Below are 16,210 nucleotides of genomic sequence, written 5' to 3'. Positions count from 1 at the left end.
AGGCCATTGAAATTAAAAGTGCGCACGTTAGGTTCACTACTATCGTCCACGGAACTCCAACATGGAGCATAGTTTAGTGAATCAAGCGTCTACAAAGTTGAGCGCCACGCTGAAGCGCGGCGTTCTCGAAGTTGATGTGCATCAGGCTTCCATTTCGCCTGAGTCGCTTTTTGGCTTTGCCGAGCGCCGCAATCCGAAACGAGCATTTTTGTTTGTTTCTCGGGTGCTGGGTAAGCACATTCCCGTCAAGCCATCGGTGATGCAGCAATCCTACAAGGCCTTGGCTGCACAAATCCCATCGGACCTGCCAGGCCCTGTACTGGTCATCGGTATGGCAGAGACAGCCGTCGGCCTGGGGGCGGGCGTTCATCGCGCCCTCAGCGAGTCTCGGGCTGACACCATGTACATCGTCAGCACCCGCCACCCGGTAGGCGATCAGATCTTTGCTCGTTTTGAAGAAGAGCACAGCCATGCCAGTGCACACTTGATTCATGAGCCGTCCGAACCTCAACTCTCGGAAATGATGCGCAGCGCCAAGTCGCTGGTGCTCGTTGATGATGAGGCCTCGACCGGTCGCACGTTCATCAATCTACACCGCGCCCTCGTGGACGCTGGGCTCAACCAGATCGAGCGCGTTGTCACCTGCGTGCTGACTGATTGGTCTGCGGGCGCTGTGTCGAGCAGCATCGGCGAAGCGGCCGCACAGGTATCCCTGCTGAGTGGCGCCTACAGCTTCACCGAAGATCCTGAAGCTCCGCTTCCTGAAATGCCGGACACCGGCACTGTGGCCGCGGGGGATTGGGCTGTAAACCCCGATAACGACTGGGGCCGACTGGGTACCCGTGGGGTAGCAGACACCCTGGGGCTCAACATCGCTGTCCAGCCGGGTGAGCGGGTCATCGTCCTCGGTACCGGTGAGTTCGTTTGGAAGCCCTTCCTGTTGGCTGAACGCCTTGAACGCGCTGGCGCCGATGTGCATTTCAGCTCGACTACCCGTTCGCCAATTGCACTTGGTCATTCGATTGGGCACGCGCTGAACTTCTCGGACAACTACGGTCTGGGCATCGTTAACTTCCTCTACAACGTGGCACCCGGGCAATTCGATCGAGTGCTGATCTGCAGCGAGACGGACGCACAGGCTGTGCCGGCTGCGTTGATTGAAGCTTTGAACGCGGAGGTGATCGTCGATGGCAAATAAGCGCCCGCTGGCCCTGGTCGACCTGGACGACACCCTCTTCCAAACCGCTCGAAAAATGCCTGAGGGCACTTCGCGCTATCCGGCGTCCTTTGACGTTAACGGTGAAGTGAGCGGTTACCAGACCGAGATGCAGAAGCAGTTCCTTGGGTGGCTCCTGGCAACGACTGATGTGGTACCCGTTACTGCGCGCAGTGCAGAGGCCTTCAACCGTGTTCGTCTGGATTTCACTGGCCCTGCTATTTGCTCCCATGGCGGCCTGATCCTTAATCCCGACCGCTCCGTCAATATGGACTGGCATGGCGTGATGAATGGAATTCTCTCGGCGTTTCAGGACCGCTTGCCCGTGCTGTGTGAGACGGCGTTGCGTATTGGGGACGAGCAAGGTGTATCGCTTCGTGGCTGGGTTGTGGAAGAGGCCGATCAGCGTCACTACGTTGTGGTCAAGCACAACAACGGTTCTGACGCTGACCTGATTCTGGTGCGCAACAAGCTGAGAGAAGCTGGCCTGATCGAAGGCATGCACACTCATTCCAACGGCAACAACCTTGCCCTGTTACCTGCAGGTCTGTCCAAGCGCGTCGCTGTTGAGCACTTCCTCAAGCAGGATCGTGAGTTGAACGGGGAGCGCCCTGTGCTCGGCTTCGGCGACAGCATCACCGATCTCGGCTACATGAACCTCTGCGATTTCTGGTCGACTCCGGCGCGGAGCCAGCTTGCCGCATTGGTGGAGGGCAGCATCCATGCTTAACCCGATCCTGACCTCGATGACTGTTGGTAGCGGTAGCTACTTGCCTGAGGATGTTCATTTCCTTTTGCAGCCAGTGAACATCGGCCTGACCGATGTGCTGGAAAAGGAGCGGCTGATCCAGTCCAAGCAAAAGCACTACTCGGAAATGATCAGCCAGGAAGATGCGCCGTCACAGACTCACATGCAGTTGTTCGAGCGAGCGATGACTCAGAACGGCCTGCGCATGGCGGCGGACGTTCAATCCCTGGCTCTGGCCTTGGAAGAACGCTATCAGGGTCCGACAATTGCGCTCGTGTCCTTCGTTCGCGCCGGGCTTCCGCTTGGGGTTCTGTTACGCCGTGCATTGATTGACCTGGGCCGCGATGCACATCACTACGGCATCAGCATCGTCCGCGATCGTGGTATCGACACTGTTGCGCTTGAATCTATCATCGCTGCGCACGGCGCCGAGAACATCGTTTTCGTCGATGGGTGGACGGGCAAAGGCGCAATCTCTGGGGAGATCAAGCGCAGCCTTGCAGGAGACAGCCGTTTCCCTGAAGACCCCCGACTGGTCGTACTGGCAGATCCGTGCGGACGGGCCTGGCTGGCAGCCTCGGCTGAAGACTGGATCATCCCATCCGGTATTCTCGGTGCGACCGTCTCCGGTTTGGTTTCCCGTTCGATCTGGCCGAGTGATGGCGGGTTGCATGGTTGCGTCGTATACGACCACCTGCGAGAGCACGACGTGACCCGGGCTTTCATTGATCGGATCGAAGCAGCTCGAGCTGCCGTCGAGGTAAGTCCGGCCCTGCCGTGGACACCAGATGAGGCAAAGAACCTGCAGAACGATGCACTTGGTGTCGTCAGCCGTCTTGCTGACCGATTTGGTGTGACCAATTTGAATCGCATCAAGCCCGGTATCGCCGAAGCGACTCGCGCTGTGCTGCGCCGTGTCCCAGATCAGGTACTGGTGCGGGACCGCAGCGATGCAGATGTCCAACTGCTGATCCATCTGACTGACCGTGCCGGCATCCAGGTACAGGAAGCTGGTGAAGACTTGGGGCCATACCGTGCCGTTACCATTATCCGGGAGGTGAGCTAATGGACCGCATCTCCCCGTGGGCACTGGGCGCGACGCTCTACATGCCTGCAACTCGAGCCGATATCGTCGAGGTGATTTGCGCTGATAAGCAGCCTGGTCTTCGCTCGCTCGTTATCTGCCTAGAGGACGCGGTTGCCGCGACCGATGTTGAGCATGCTCTGCAGTCGCTGCGCGCGATCCTGACTGCTATCGGGCCTCGAGTTAATCGCTCTCCAAGAAGTCCACTGGTTTTCGTTCGACCGCGTGATTCGAGGATGGCGGCTGTACTCAATGAGTGGCCAGAAATCACCGCAGCGCATGGGTTCGTAGTGCCGAAACTGTCCCTTGCCACATTGGGCGAGTGGGTCCGAGCAGTTACCAACCCCGACCTGCTGTTGATGCCCACGCTTGAAACCAGCGACGTATACAACCCTGGGGCGATGGGCGAGTTGGGTTGCGCGCTTCGCGCAGAGCTGGGGGATCGAATCCTTGCGTTGCGCATCGGTGGAAATGATCTTATGAGTTGCCTGGGGTTGCGCCGAAACCCGGCAACGACCTTGTATCAGACCCCAATGGGGTACGTGATCCCAATGCTGTGCGGGGTCCTTGGGGCACAAGGTTTTGCTCTTACCGCGCCTGTCTTCGAGCAGCTCGCAACACCTCAGCTGCTCGCTGAGGAGCTGGACCTGGACATTGCCCATGGGCTGGTTGGTAAGACAGCGATCCACCCGACTCAGATTGCGCAGATTCATGACGGCTTCCGCGTTCCTCTTGAGGACTACAACTGCGCCAAGCTCATCGTCGATGGTTCTGCGCCCGCTGTCTTCAAGCATAACGATGCGATGGTTGAACCAGCGACCCACTACAACTGGGCCATCAACATCATCGAACGGGTGAAATGGCACGGAGTGAAACCCGCAGAAGCAGGTATAGCGGAGCCAGTTCGCCTGGCTGAGGCAGTTCGATGACCCAGGAAATGATTGAAGCTGGCCCGGCCTCCGGCCAGGTCCTGTCGGTTTTTGACTTCGACGGCACCCTGACGCGGCGAGACAGTTTCGTCCCATTCCTGCTGTTTGCGTTCGGTAAGCGGAAGTTCGCCGCACGGGTGATACGCATGCTTCCTGCATGCATTCGCTACCTCGGCAAGGGAATGAGTCGCGACGAGCTTAAAGCTGTGCTTGTCGCCACCTTCCTGACTGGTGTTGAGGAGGCTTGGGTGAAGCGGAAGGCTGCGGAATTCAGGCGGGCGTTTTGGGTACGGCTCATGCGGCCGGCCGGCGTACAATCCGTCGCGGCCGAAGTTGCAAGCGGTGCCCTGGTAACAATCTGTTCAGCTTCTCCGCGGATAGTGCTCATGCCATTCGCTCAGGAGCTGGGTATCAGCTTGATTGGGACTGAGCTTGAAGTAGTTGAAGGCAAGCTCACCGGCGCGCTTAGCGGGAGTAACTGCCGCTGCGAAGCAAAGGTTCTTCGCCTGGAAGCTGTTTATGGCCCGTTGGCCCAGTACAAGCTACGAGCTTGGGGTGACACCCGCGGGGATCAAGAGCTACTTGCTGCAGCGCAAGAGCCGCACTGGCGGCACTTTCACCCGCGCTGGCAGCGTGGCCGGATGAAGATTGAGAAAATTGGAGCGCGTGTGAACTCGTCGGACGCGACCACAAATTCAGTTACGGGTGTCTCCTCTGGCACCCAGCAGCACGATGACCAACAAGGAGCGTAACGATGGCACTTACCCTTTCGAAGAATCAGTCCATTTCTCTGGAGAAGACCGCGGGCTCGGGTCTGTCCAAGGTAACCCTGGGTCTGGGTTGGGATCCTGTGAAAGCTACTGGTCTTTTCGGCAAGATTTTCGGTGGTGGCGGTGGAGAGATCGACCTCGACGCATCGTGCATCATGCTGGATGGCGACCTGAAGCCGGTCGACCTGGTGTGGTTCCGCCAGTTGAAATCCAAAGATGGTTCGATCCAGCATTCTGGTGACAACCGCACTGGTGAGGGTGAGGGTGATGATGAGTCGATCACCGTAAACCTGAGCAACGTTCCTGCATCGGTCAAGCACCTGGTGTTTACGACTAACAGCTTCACTGGGCAGAACTTCTCTCGCATCCAAAATGCGTACTGCCGCATCGTCAATGACGGCAATAAACAGGAGTTGGCGCGTTTCAACCTCAGTGACCAGGGTGAGCACACTGGCGTGGTCATGGCCAACCTGTCGCGCGGCGCTTCTGGTTGGGAGTTCAAAGCTATCGGTAAGACTACCCATGGGCGTACTGCTGACGACTTGGTGAACCTGGCCGTTCAGGCGGTGCGCGCATGACAACCTTGGTCCCTGGTGGTAACGCACCGGTAGCGACCGGGAGCCTGCGGGTGGAGGTGGGCTATTCGCCCATTCCAGGTGCAGACATTGATGTGTCTGCATTTGCCCTGACCGCAACTGGAAAGGTCCGTGGCGACAATGACATGTGCTTCTACGGCCAGCCCAGTGTACTGGGTGGGTCGGTGCAGCTGGTTGATACGGCTGCTGGCCGCGCCGTGTTCACCGTTGACCTCAGCCGGCTGGACGCAGCTATCGAAAAGGTCGCGCTGACGGCGACCATCTACGAGAACAAAGCCAGCTTCGACCGTGTACCCATGCTTGTGGTCACTGTGTCTGGCGGCATTGAGACCCAGATCCCGACTTCGGGTATGAAGGAAACCGCGCTCATTCTTGGCGAGTTCTACCGTCGCCAGGGTGCGTGGAAATTCCGATGTGTCGCTCAAGGCTTTGCCGGTGGCCTTGCACCACTGGCAACCCACTTTGGTGTCGACATTGCGGCCCCGGCCCCGGCCCCGACCCCGACGCCAGCTCCAAGTGCTGCGCCGGCACCTGCTCCTTCGCCTACCCCAGCCCCAGCGCCAAAGTCGACTATCAGCCTGAGTAAGGTAACCCTCGACAAGACTCGCTCCTCGATCAGCCTGGAAAAGACAGCTGCTGGGTTCGGTGAAATCCGCGTGAACCTGAACTGGAACCAAGGCAAGTCTGGCGGCTTCTTCAGTCGTAGCAAGTCTATCGACCTCGACGTTGGTTGCTTGTTTGAGTTGCAGGACGGGCACAAGGGCGTGGTTCAGGCGTTGGGCAATGCTTTTGGCGACCTTGAAGACGAACCCTACATTCAACTCATGGGTGATGACCGAACTGGCTCCGTATCCGGCGGCGAGTGGATTCACATCAACGGTAAGAAGTGGAGCCAGATCAAGCGCATCCTGGTTTACGCCTTCATCTACGAAGGTGCTCCTAACTGGGGACAGACTGATGGTGTGGTGACCATCTTCATCCCTGGCCAGCCAGAGATCGAAGTGCGGTTGAACGAGGAGGGAGGGAACCTAGGATGTTGCGCCATCGCTCTCCTTGAAAACGACAACGGCGCCGTTAAGGTGTCTCGCAGGGTTGACTTCCATAGAAGCCAAGAGCCCATGGATAAGGCCTACCGCTGGGGCATGCGCTGGAGCGCAGGGTCCAAGTAATCCACCACTGGCGGGGCCTAAGGCTCCGCCATTTTTGAGGTACGAACATGCTCAGTTGGTTGAAAGCAAAAGGTGCGCAAGCACGCGAGACTCTTACTGCCGAGGTCGGCAAGCATAAGAATCGCAAGTTCATGGAAGCCACTGCCAACGGTTGCGCCATGGTAGCTGTGGCCAGCAACGGCGCAGGTCCAGAAGAAAAGCAGAAGATGATCGGCTTCATCAACAACTCTCCCGAGTTGAAGGTGTTCAGCCTGACCGACGTTCTCGCGGTCTTTAACGACGCGATGAGCAAATTCGAGTTTGACCCTCAGATCGGTCAAGCCGAGGCGTTGAAGGTCATCGGCCGGATCAAAGACAACGAAGGGGCGGCACGTCTTCTCGTTCGCGTTACCTGCTCTGTCGGCGCATCCGATGGTGACTTTGATGAAAAGGAAAAGGCGGCTTGCCGTCTGATCTGCCTGGAGCTGGGCCTGTCCCCAGCTGATTTCGAACTTTAAGGTATTGACCTGTGGAAGTTACCCATATCGGTTTCCCCCCGCTGACCATGATGGTTTTCGTCGGCATCGCCGTAGGCGCTCTGCTGCTCGACATGGTCACACATCGCGGCGACAAGCCGGTCTCGCTGGCAAAAGCGTCCGTCTGGTCCGTCTTCTGGATAGCAATATCCCTCGCGTTTGCAGGGTTCTTGTACGTCCAGCACGGCCCTGAAGTCGCCAGTCTGTTCGTCACCGGCTATGCCCTTGAGAAGGTTCTCAGCGTCGACAACCTGTTCGTGTTCATGGCCATCTTTGCTTGGTTCAAAGTGCCTGATGGCCTGCGCCACCGCGTGCTCTACTGGGGCATCATCGGCGCTATCGTCTTCCGCGGCATTTTTGTTGCGATCGGTACCGGCCTTCTGGCGTTCGGCCCTTGGGTGGAAATCGTATTCGCACTGATCGTGGCCTGGACCGCCGTCATGATGCTTCGTAGCGGCGGTGATGATGAGGAGGAGGAAGACTACTCCAAGCACATCGCTTATCGATTCGCCAAGAAGCTGTTCCCGGTATGGCCAAAGCTGCACGGCAATCAGTTCTTCGTCAGCCGTAAGGTTCTCGAAGGCGAGCTGCTCAAGCCTGAGAACAAGGGCATGAGCCTGGCTGCAAAGGGTGGTCTGTTTGCAACGCCGCTTTTCCTGTGCCTGGTCGTGGCCGAAGTGTCCGATGTGCTTTTCGCCTTCGACTCCGTGCCGGCCGTAATCGCAGTAAGCCGTGAGCCCCTGATCGTGTACTCCGCTATGCTGTTCGCCATTCTGGGCCTGCGTACCATGTACTTCGTACTCGAGGCCCTGAAGCGCTACCTGGTGCACCTGGAGAAAGCTGTCATTGCGCTGCTGTTCTTCATCGCGGTAAAACTGGGCCTCAACGCCACAGACCATATGTTCCACCATGGCTTCAAGATCGATCCTAACACCAGCCTCCTCATCGTGATGGTGGTGTTGGTCATCGGCATCGTTGCAAGTGTGATCTTCCCCGAAAAGGAAGACACTCAAGCAGAATCCAACTGAATCACTCGTACCCTAACAAGGAGTTTAAGAAATGGCTTTGACCCTGCAGAAAGGCGGCAACCTGTCTCTGACCAAAACTGACCCGTCGCTGACCAAGATCATCGTCGGCCTGGGCTGGGACCCGCGTTCGACCGATGGCACCGAGTTCGACCTCGACGCCAGTGCATTCCTGCTGGCTGCCAATGGCAAGGTTCGCGGTGAAGCAGACTTCATCTTCTACAACCAGCTGAAAAGCCAAGACGGCTCGATCGAGCACACCGGCGACAACCGTACCGGCGCTGGTGACGGCGATGACGAAGTACTGAAGGTCGACCTGAGCCGCGTGCCAGCGGACATCGACAAGATCGCGTTCACCGTTACCATCCATGATGCCGATGCTCGCAAGCAGAACTTCGGTCAGGTCGGTGGTTCGTTCATCCGTATCGCCAACGACGTAACCGGTGCCGAGGTTGTTCGTTACGACCTGGCTGAAGACGCATCGACCGAAACCGCGATGATCTTCGCTGAGCTGTACCGTAACAACGGCGAGTGGAAATTCCGCGCCGTTGGCCAGGGCTACGCTGGCGGTCTGAAGGCGCTCGCCAACTCGTATGGCATGAACTTCTAAAAATTGCCCCCTCGTTAGCAGCACAAGCTGCTAACGAGCAAACCACTTATTTTTAAAGGGATTATCCAATGGCTGTCTCTCTGTCCAAGGGCTCCAACGTCTCGCTGACCAAAGAAGCACCAGGCCTGTCCGAAGTAATCGTAGGCTTGGGCTGGGACCCTCGCGTGACTGACGGCACCGAGTTCGACCTCGATGCCTCGATCTTCATCACCGGCGAAAACGGCAAGGTCCTGAACGACTCCAGCTTCATCTTCTACAACAACAAGACCTCGCAAGACGGTTCTGTTGAGCACCTGGGCGACAACCGTTCCGGCGCGGGTGAAGGCGACGACGAGCAGGTCAACGTCAAGCTGACCGGCCTGGCTGCAGATGTCAAAAAGCTGGTCTTCGCGGTCACCATCCACGATGCCGAAAGCCGCAAGCAGAGCTTCGGCCAAGTGGGCAACGCCTACATCCGCGTCGTCAACAAGGCTGACGGTAAAGAGCTGGCGCGCTACGACCTGAGCGAAGATGCTTCGACTGAAACCGCGATGATCTTCGGTGAGCTGTACCGTCACAACGACGAGTTCAAGTTCAAGGCGATCGGCCAAGGTTTCGCTGGCGGCCTGAAGCCGTTGGCTGAAGCCCATGGCGTTGCCATCGGCTAACTTGAGTCGGTAGTAAAAGCCCCTGCTTATTTGGCAGGGGCTTTTTTTTGTCAGGTTGTTCGTCCTGACTATCTAGCTTTGCGCGCATACAAGTTGCGCATGAATTGCGGAGTTTTCAGTGATTAAAAAAGTCTTGGTTTCCAGTGCTGTGGTTACCATGCTGGCCGGCTGTGGCCAGGCAGTAAATGACGCACGCTTGTCCCTGGCTCTCAATGAGTTACGACAGAACTGTTTTGGGAACGATACTTACTCGTGCCGTAGCGACACTGTAGATTTTAACCAGAAGGTCCTTGAGTTAACCCCATTCAAAAGCGACGCTGCGAAGGAGGAGATTACTAAACTCTTTGGAGAGGAGGGATGGTCGCTGTATCAAGATGTCGCTGACGAGTTTGTAGATGAAGGTGTGGACGCGCTCGAGGACTTGAGGCCTAACATTTTTGCGCGAATTTTCTTCGGTGATTCGCAACCTGTGTCCCCAAAAGGGTATGTAATGACCTTCAACTCGGAGGACATGGGCCGGGCGTTGAGCGAAGTACAAAAGGAGTTTTCTGTTCGTGCTAAGAAGGCAGGACTGAAGCCAAACGATCAGGCACTTCGGAGTTACCAAATGATTGCCGATGCCGTGAACGGCAAAGGTAGCCCGAGCTCTGTCGAGCCGGAGCCTAACGACGGCGTTGATACACTGGCAGCAAGTCCGGCCGAGCCGCAGTTGAATAACCCAGTTGTGACCACACGCCCAGTCGTGATGGCTCAACCAACAGCTGCAGCACAGTCGTTCCCTGAACTGACTGGTGCAATCAATGCCTACATCGCGGGCCTCGATACCGACGGCGGTGTAGAGTACCCAGAAGGTCGCCAAATCATTCAGGTGGATCTGAATGGTGACGGTGAGTTGGATGCCGCAGTGCTCTATACCATCGAAGGCTCAGGCGGCTCACAGACGGCTTATCAGACGCTTTCCGCGTTCTACCATGCGCCAGAGGGTTGGCAAGCTCAAGGTGGCGATGCTGCGATCAGTGGCGCCGTTCGTGAGGCGCGTGATGTCGGCAGCCGCACTATCTTCATTGACGCCCTGGTCCAGGGGGATGACGATCCGCGTTGCTGCCCGACGCAGCCATACCCTCAACGCTTCCAATGGAGTGGTGACAAGTTCATCGAGCTTCCTGGCGCCTAATCGCAACTGGACGGCTTGAGCACGCCCCATCCTTTTAGTCAGGGCCCTATCCAGGCGCAGATCTGGCAGGCCTTGACTAAAAAATCTGGACCCCCCTGCATTTATCTAACTCGCATGAATTGAATTGTATGCGCGTGCCTAAGGTCCTTTCTTCTCCGGCAAATATACGACTGATATATCAGGACTTCTTGTATTGAGTCCTTCATACTCCAAGACCAGGAGATTGGTGTTTCACCCACGGTCTAATGAGTTTGAAGGATTGTTATGCCATCGTATCGCGAGGATCTCAAGCAAGTGTGCGCCGAGTACCGTAAATGTCTGCGAAGGTGCCGCAGGCTGCGTGTAGACGCGCTTGGTAAAAACAGCCAACCATACGTAATGACACCCGATCAAGACCAGGCACTACGTGATCTCAAATGGGTAATGAGTGAGCATAAACGTATCGCCCAGTTGTATGCCGACAATGACGGTCCAGTTCCGAGTAAATATTTGGCTGGTGTATCGTTCAGCGGTATACATCTCGGGCCAGGTGAGGGTATGAGGCCCGTGCATTTTTTCTCAGCAATGCTCGTGATCATATTAACGGTTATCTTTGTTTTTCCATACATCCTGCCTGAACGGCAGAATGTTAACAATGATCACGGCCCCACTGAAAAGACTCAGCACAAAAGTGATCAATAATCGCCTCTAATTTCGCTGGTCGGAGTGGAGAATGCACCTTTGCTTTTGTTGGGCATGTGGCCTTATCATCTTTGGATAAGTCGGCTCGCTTACTCAAAGGGTATTGGGATATGGGGTTTCGCTTTAATCGTCGGATAACAATAGTGCCTGGAGTTAGGCTGAACATCTCACCTAGCGGTCTGTCCGCCTCGGTTGGTCCAAGGGGTTTGAGTATGACCTTGGGTCGCAACGGCACTTACCTCAATGCCGGGCTGCCGGGTACCGGGTTGTCTTATCGCCAGCGGTTAGATGGCGGCCGCCAATCACCGGCGGCCAACTCGAACGCTTCAGCCGACTATTCAGGACCAATCAGGATCAGCGTGCAGGAAGATGGGACGCTGTCCATTGTCGATGACACTGGTAGCCCGCCACCTGCTGCAGTGGTGAGGCGCGTGAAGAGTGAGCAGGCTGCAGAGATTGAGGCGCTGCTTAACAAGGCTGCCGAGAAGCTGAACCAAGATCTCGCTGATTGCTTGGGTGTTCATGTCGGCACTCCCCGGCCGGGGAGCCTGCCGGCATTACCACCTCCTTTTTCGATGCCGATTCCGACGGCGCCGGCGTCAGTTGAGCCTGGCCTCATTGATAGGCTCTTCAGGTCTGGCAAGCTCGAGGCTGACCGCCTCACCAACGAGCAGATCTACCAGCAGGATCTATCGGAGTGGGAGGCAGCCCGTGACGCGCATGACAAAGAGCGCTCGGAAGCTGAGAAGACCTTTCGCCTGGCTGCGAAGGGATTCAGTGCTCACATGGAGAAAGCGCTCGATTACGTGCTGAGCGGCATAGCCTGGCCCAAGGAAACGAACGTTGCCTATCAGTTCACTTACGATGCAGCCGGTATAGCCTTGGATGTGGATCTACCTGACGAGGGTGATACCCCGCGGCGAACTGCCGAGGCAAAAGGCAATGGAAAGCTCACCTTCAAGACACGAAGTGATGCCCAGGTGCGACGGGACTTTGTGGGGCTGTGTTACGGCTCTTTGTTCAGGGTCGTTGGCGAGGTATTCGCGCTTCTGCCTGCAATCAATCGCTGCCTGGTGTCAGGGTACGTTCAACGAAATGACCCGGCGACCGGGCGCCTCGAGGAGCCCTATATCTTGTCTGTGGTCGTGCGGCGCGAGGACTGGGACCTTTTGGACTTTGGCCGCATTGAGCACATAGATCCTGTGGGTGCGCTGAATAGCTGGGGTGCTCGGGTCGACTTGGAACGTACTGCGCGGTTCCGGGAGATCCAACCGTTCGACTTGGACTATCTGGGGTGAAGGGAGCCGCGGCTACGTGGTGGCGTACGCGCTTTTGGGAAATCAGAACGCTGAAGCAGGTACGTTGATCCATCCGCCGGGCTGAGGCAGTACCCAGCGGGAACATCCAAACCCAATACGAAAAAGCCACCTTGGCCCTTGCGGATCAGGTGGCTTTTTTATTTCATGCGCTGAATTGGTGCGAGGATTCGGAGCATCTGAAATTCGTACGGTTCTCGCTGAAAATCAGGGGCTTCCAGCCAAGTATTAACTGATGATTCCCTTCGCCTTGGCCTCTTTGAGCCAGCCCGGGAACTCTTTCATAAGCTTGTCGTACAGTGCGTCTTCGGTGAGGTCGTGGAGGTCATCCATAGCGAAGAAGCTGCAGTTGTCGACAACGCGACCTGCCAGATCATCAAGTCGCTCCAGGATGCCGTAGCCGTTTCCGCCCAGGCCGACAAATTGCCAGAAGAAATTCTTGGAGGACGCTTCGATCATCAGTTTTGTGATTGCGCGATTCTCATGAACACCGCCATCGCTGATGAAGATGATGTAGACCGGGGTTTTGTCCCCGCTTTGATTGTAGTAGTCCATCAGAAGGCGCATCGCCCGTGGTTCGTCATTTACGCGCTGGCCCACATCCCACTTCCGCCAACCACCTTGCTCAGTGTCGATGTAGTCGCTGTAGTTGGAGAGAGTGGCTGGCGAGAGGTGAACTGGTTTGGCCCCAAACCCAAAAACATCCAGCTCGCCGTCATCATCGAAGGCTACCGCGAGTGGCATCAGCCGGTTCATGGCCTCTTGCACTCTGCCTCGGCTGTACTGGCCGTTCATAGAACCACTCACATCGAGCACGAAGGCTAGCTTCGCTCTCACCTTGGTGAGGTTGTTTTTCTCCAGGCTGATCTGAGCTTTTTTTGCCAGGCTGAGTAATGCTGGCGCTTGGGCTGCGACCTTTTTCTCGAGAGAGAACGTCGCCTGGACAAGAGGCGGCGTAGCAGGTGCTGGAGGCGCGGTCGCGGGTTCATCGCTCACCTCACCGCCGAAGTGGCGCACAAGCGCGCTCAAGCCTTCTTTGAAGCCCTGCAGGTTGGCGAGCATGCGCCACTCGCCACCCTTGCGGTAAATGTCGGCAACCATAATCGCCTTTTCCACGGAGAAGGTGCTGCCAGAAAATTCACAGGTCGCGGCGTTTGGTGCGCCAGGTCCACTGACGACAAAGCGACTTGATGAGATGTCTTTCATGGCGCCCGCGCCGTCGATCGCCGCGGTGAACACCAATCGATCAATCGTTGCCGGCAATGCGCCCAGGTTGATTTCGAACTGGCCTGGCCCAATCAGCCGGATGGCATCACCAGGTGAGGAGGTTTGGTTGAAGAACACCATGAAGCGGTCGTCGGACAGCTTCGATTGCTGATCAAGCCCGAAACAGGCTACGTCGATCACATTGCTTGACTGAATGGAGACCGCAACCGTGAGGCGGTCAGAAATACCTATTCTGGACAGCGGCAGGCGCTGGCCCTGTGTGATTTGCATACTGCGTCCTTGAGAAGTCAGGTCCGGCGGTTGAGAAGCCAGGACAGCGTCCTGGCGGTGCCCAACACAGCTTAACGTCCGGGGGAATAACGGCGAAGGTAAAGCCTACTGGTTCAGGACCATTGGCCTATGCCGGGCGCGCAGCTTTCGACGGACGAGGAGGGTGATCGCAAGCACTAGAATGAGCAGCCCGCCGAAGAATAGGGATACGAAAACTGGGAAAGGCTCCGTGTTACTGGTTGTGGCCTTGATGTCGGTGATGTTTGGGAACATCGAGAAGATCTGGAAGCGCCACCCGTAATACCGGATGACCGCGAGCTGGTTCGCGTCACGCGAGTAGTCCTGGGCCTTAGCCTGCAGATCGGCGCTATCGAATTTGAAGTACCACGGGAATCCCCAACCGGTATCTTCATTTCGATAGACCGCTACCTCACGTTTTGCGTCTGTAGAAACGGTGTTGATGAAATAGACATCTCGGGTTGGACCATCAGCCGGATTTTCAGCGCTGATCACACCATCCGCATCCATGCGCTTCACCTCGACGCCAGTCACATGAACGACCTCATGGCGCGGCAAGTAGAAGTGGAGGCACAAAGCGATTGCCGTAACCAGCACCAAGCTGAGGATTCCAAGCGAACGTTTTACCCAGGGCATCAAAGTGATCACTCTTTTGAAATTGGCAATATGCAGGGAAACTGAGGCGCCTGCGCTGGAGAGTTGTTGCAAACTACTTCAGGCCGGCCGGAGTAGATGCTGTCATATCAAGGTGAATGGGCCTAGCGATCTCCCACCCGCCTTGATGCATGGCTGACACTAATGGGTATGGCCCGCGTGCGCTGGGCGGCGCACGGCGGAGGGGGCTTACGTTAGTGCAGGCACCCGATTGAACTCGAGGCACTCACCCACGGGGGTGAACTTTGGGTTACGACAAACCCATGCAGTAAGAGCTGTGTACGCCGCGGAGAGTGCCGTGATCAGCGCCATGGTTGCCTTTCGCTCACGCCGATTGCGCGCATCGGCTCTGGCCTGAGCTTCGCCCTTGCGACGTGTGCCTCCATTGAACAGCGAGGCAATTAGCATCCCGATGACGACATAGAAGACAGAAATCAGGGTCAGCTTTGCCACCAACGTAAGGAAGATGCTCAGGCCTCCTCTGTTGTTTTTCACCGTGGCGTAGATCGCATAGGTAATCGAGAGGATAAAGCCAGCTACCACCGAGAAAACGGATACGACGCCGGGCATTTCGAGCCATTTACACACCGCGGCCGTGACGATCCCGAGTGCAGGAAGTGCGTTGGTGATCAAGGCGTCGGTGTAGTCGCTGTAAATGGTTGCCGACCCTCGATGGTGGCGTACAACAGCCCAGATGGAGAGCAGTAGGCCCAGCACCAGGGTGTATTTCCAACCAGGACCCTTGATGAACCACGTAGCTACAGGATTCGATTCCTGTTGAGCTTTAGTGCTACCCGGGCGGACTGCCGGCAGTGTGGATGCTTGAGGTGGAGTGCGTTGTGCCATCTGCGCTGACTGGCGCTGCTGATTCGCCAGGGCCGCTGCTTGCCTTTCGCGTTCGGCGTCCGCGGCGCGACGTTGTGCGGCTTCCCGTTCTTCTCGGGCATGCATTGCCAATACGCGTTCGTCACTCGCGATACGCTCCAGTTCCTGAATCCGACTTCCAAGGGCCTTATCCAGGCACTTCTGGTCTTTGCATTGATTTCGGATCTGAAGCCACTGCCTTTGCGATTGACGAAGCCCCTCTGGGTTGGAGGACGCTGCGACAGCCTTCTTGTATGTACGATCGAGAACTCCATCCACTCCGGATAGGTAGCCATCTCGGCATATCTCAGTCTCTGCGAAGCCCGACGCTTTTGAGCAGTCGAAACTTGCTGCTGAAACGCTTCCTGCGGCCAAACCCAGTACCAGCGCGATTGCGCCCTTTGTAAGCATTCTGAACTCCTTTAAAGACAGCTATTCCTGACCCTCCATCTATCGGCTGGCGGGCGATGTAGTAAAGAGCCATCGTGGCATTTTGTCACTACAATTTACTGCCTGATAAACCGTCTTCGAGTCTCGATCAAGGACAAGCTAGCTACGGGGATGGTTTGGGTTTGTCCGCTGCGCATCCAACTCGATCCACGTATGGCGGTCGTGGCCTGGGCATGCGGTTACAATGGCGTCTGCCAGAGCGGCTATTGACCTGCCGCCGGCGCACGCACCCACGGTTGAAGAAAGA

16 protein-coding genes are annotated in these 16,210 nt (G+C 56.7%); 13 read left to right on the top strand and 3 right to left on the bottom strand.

What is annotated here, in order from left to right; all coding sequences use genetic code 11:
• Positions 1–61 precede the first annotated feature (61 nt).
• From KY379_RS02585 to KY379_RS02525, 13 genes are all read left to right on the top strand, one after another.
• On the top strand, positions 62–1,198 hold the full coding sequence (locus KY379_RS02585) for a phosphoribosyltransferase domain-containing protein (protein WP_084851973.1): 1,137 nt from the start codon (positions 62–64) through the stop codon (positions 1,196–1,198).
• Positions 1,188–1,946: a trehalose phosphatase gene (locus tag KY379_RS02580; RefSeq protein WP_084851971.1), complete on the top strand. Its 759-nt coding sequence runs from the start codon at positions 1,188–1,190 to the stop codon at positions 1,944–1,946. Before KY379_RS02585 ends, KY379_RS02580 begins: the two co-directional genes overlap by 11 nt.
• Positions 1,939–3,030, top strand: coding sequence for a cysteine protease StiP domain-containing protein (locus tag KY379_RS02575; protein ID WP_084851969.1), 1,092 nt, complete (start codon positions 1,939–1,941; stop codon positions 3,028–3,030). The genes KY379_RS02580 and KY379_RS02575 overlap by 8 nt, the downstream gene beginning before the upstream one ends.
• A complete protein-coding gene (locus KY379_RS02570) occupies positions 3,030–3,977 on the top strand; it encodes an HpcH/HpaI aldolase/citrate lyase family protein (RefSeq protein ID WP_084851967.1) in 948 nt (315 codons plus the stop codon). The genes KY379_RS02575 and KY379_RS02570 overlap by 1 nt, the downstream gene beginning before the upstream one ends.
• The gene (locus tag KY379_RS02565) at positions 3,974–4,729 is read left to right on the top strand and encodes an HAD-IB family hydrolase (protein ID WP_084858334.1); all 756 of its coding nucleotides are present in this window, start codon (positions 3,974–3,976) and stop codon (positions 4,727–4,729) included. The genes KY379_RS02570 and KY379_RS02565 overlap by 4 nt, the downstream gene beginning before the upstream one ends.
• Before the next feature lie 2 nt (positions 4,730–4,731).
• Positions 4,732–5,325 carry a TerD family protein gene (locus tag KY379_RS02560; protein WP_014753726.1) on the top strand — a complete coding sequence of 198 codons (594 nt, stop codon included), beginning with the start codon at positions 4,732–4,734 and terminating at the stop codon, positions 5,323–5,325.
• Positions 5,322–6,512, top strand: coding sequence for a TerD family protein (locus KY379_RS02555; RefSeq protein ID WP_084851958.1), 1,191 nt, complete (start codon positions 5,322–5,324; stop codon positions 6,510–6,512). The genes KY379_RS02560 and KY379_RS02555 overlap by 4 nt, the downstream gene beginning before the upstream one ends.
• 47 nt (positions 6,513–6,559) lie before the next feature.
• A complete protein-coding gene (locus tag KY379_RS02550) occupies positions 6,560–7,009 on the top strand; it encodes a tellurite resistance TerB family protein (RefSeq protein ID WP_084851956.1) in 450 nt (149 codons plus the stop codon).
• Positions 7,010–7,020: 11 nt separating this feature from the next.
• Positions 7,021–8,055: a TerC/Alx family metal homeostasis membrane protein gene (locus KY379_RS02545; RefSeq protein WP_084851954.1), complete on the top strand. Its 1,035-nt coding sequence runs from the start codon at positions 7,021–7,023 to the stop codon at positions 8,053–8,055.
• Positions 8,056–8,086: 31 nt separating this feature from the next.
• On the top strand, positions 8,087–8,662 hold the full coding sequence (locus tag KY379_RS02540; protein ID WP_084851953.1) for a TerD family protein: 576 nt from the start codon (positions 8,087–8,089) through the stop codon (positions 8,660–8,662).
• Between the two features lie 68 nt (positions 8,663–8,730).
• The gene (locus KY379_RS02535; protein WP_084851952.1) at positions 8,731–9,309 is read left to right on the top strand and encodes a TerD family protein; all 579 of its coding nucleotides are present in this window, start codon (positions 8,731–8,733) and stop codon (positions 9,307–9,309) included.
• A 118-nt stretch (positions 9,310–9,427) separates the two neighbouring features.
• Positions 9,428–10,483, top strand: a complete 1,056-nt coding sequence (locus KY379_RS02530; protein WP_084851951.1) for a hypothetical protein — start codon at positions 9,428–9,430, stop codon at positions 10,481–10,483.
• A 791-nt stretch (positions 10,484–11,274) separates the two neighbouring features.
• Positions 11,275–12,462, top strand: a complete 1,188-nt coding sequence (locus KY379_RS02525) for a DUF4236 domain-containing protein (RefSeq protein ID WP_084851949.1) — start codon at positions 11,275–11,277, stop codon at positions 12,460–12,462.
• Between the two features lie 246 nt (positions 12,463–12,708).
• Here KY379_RS02525 and KY379_RS02520 read toward each other — a convergent pair whose 3' ends face one another.
• From KY379_RS02520 to KY379_RS02510, 3 genes are all read right to left on the bottom strand, one after another.
• Positions 12,709–13,977: a VWA domain-containing protein gene (locus tag KY379_RS02520; RefSeq protein ID WP_084851948.1), complete on the bottom strand. Its 1,269-nt coding sequence runs from the start codon at positions 13,975–13,977 to the stop codon at positions 12,709–12,711.
• 105 nt (positions 13,978–14,082) lie between these two features.
• Positions 14,083–14,631, bottom strand: coding sequence for a DUF1523 family protein (locus KY379_RS02515; RefSeq protein ID WP_084851947.1), 549 nt, complete (start codon positions 14,629–14,631; stop codon positions 14,083–14,085).
• A gap of 207 nt (positions 14,632–14,838) precedes the next feature.
• Positions 14,839–15,924 carry a lysozyme inhibitor LprI family protein gene (locus KY379_RS02510; RefSeq protein WP_084851945.1) on the bottom strand — a complete coding sequence of 362 codons (1,086 nt, stop codon included), beginning with the start codon at positions 15,922–15,924 and terminating at the stop codon, positions 14,839–14,841.
• Positions 15,925–16,210 lie beyond the last annotated feature (286 nt).

The organism is Pseudomonas sp. HD6422 (assembly GCF_025377065.1).
Lineage (GTDB): Bacteria > Pseudomonadota > Gammaproteobacteria > Pseudomonadales > Pseudomonadaceae > Aquipseudomonas > Aquipseudomonas putida_U.
Note: the sequence above shows the minus strand (reverse complement) of the source record. Positions and strands in the feature narration are given on the sequence as shown.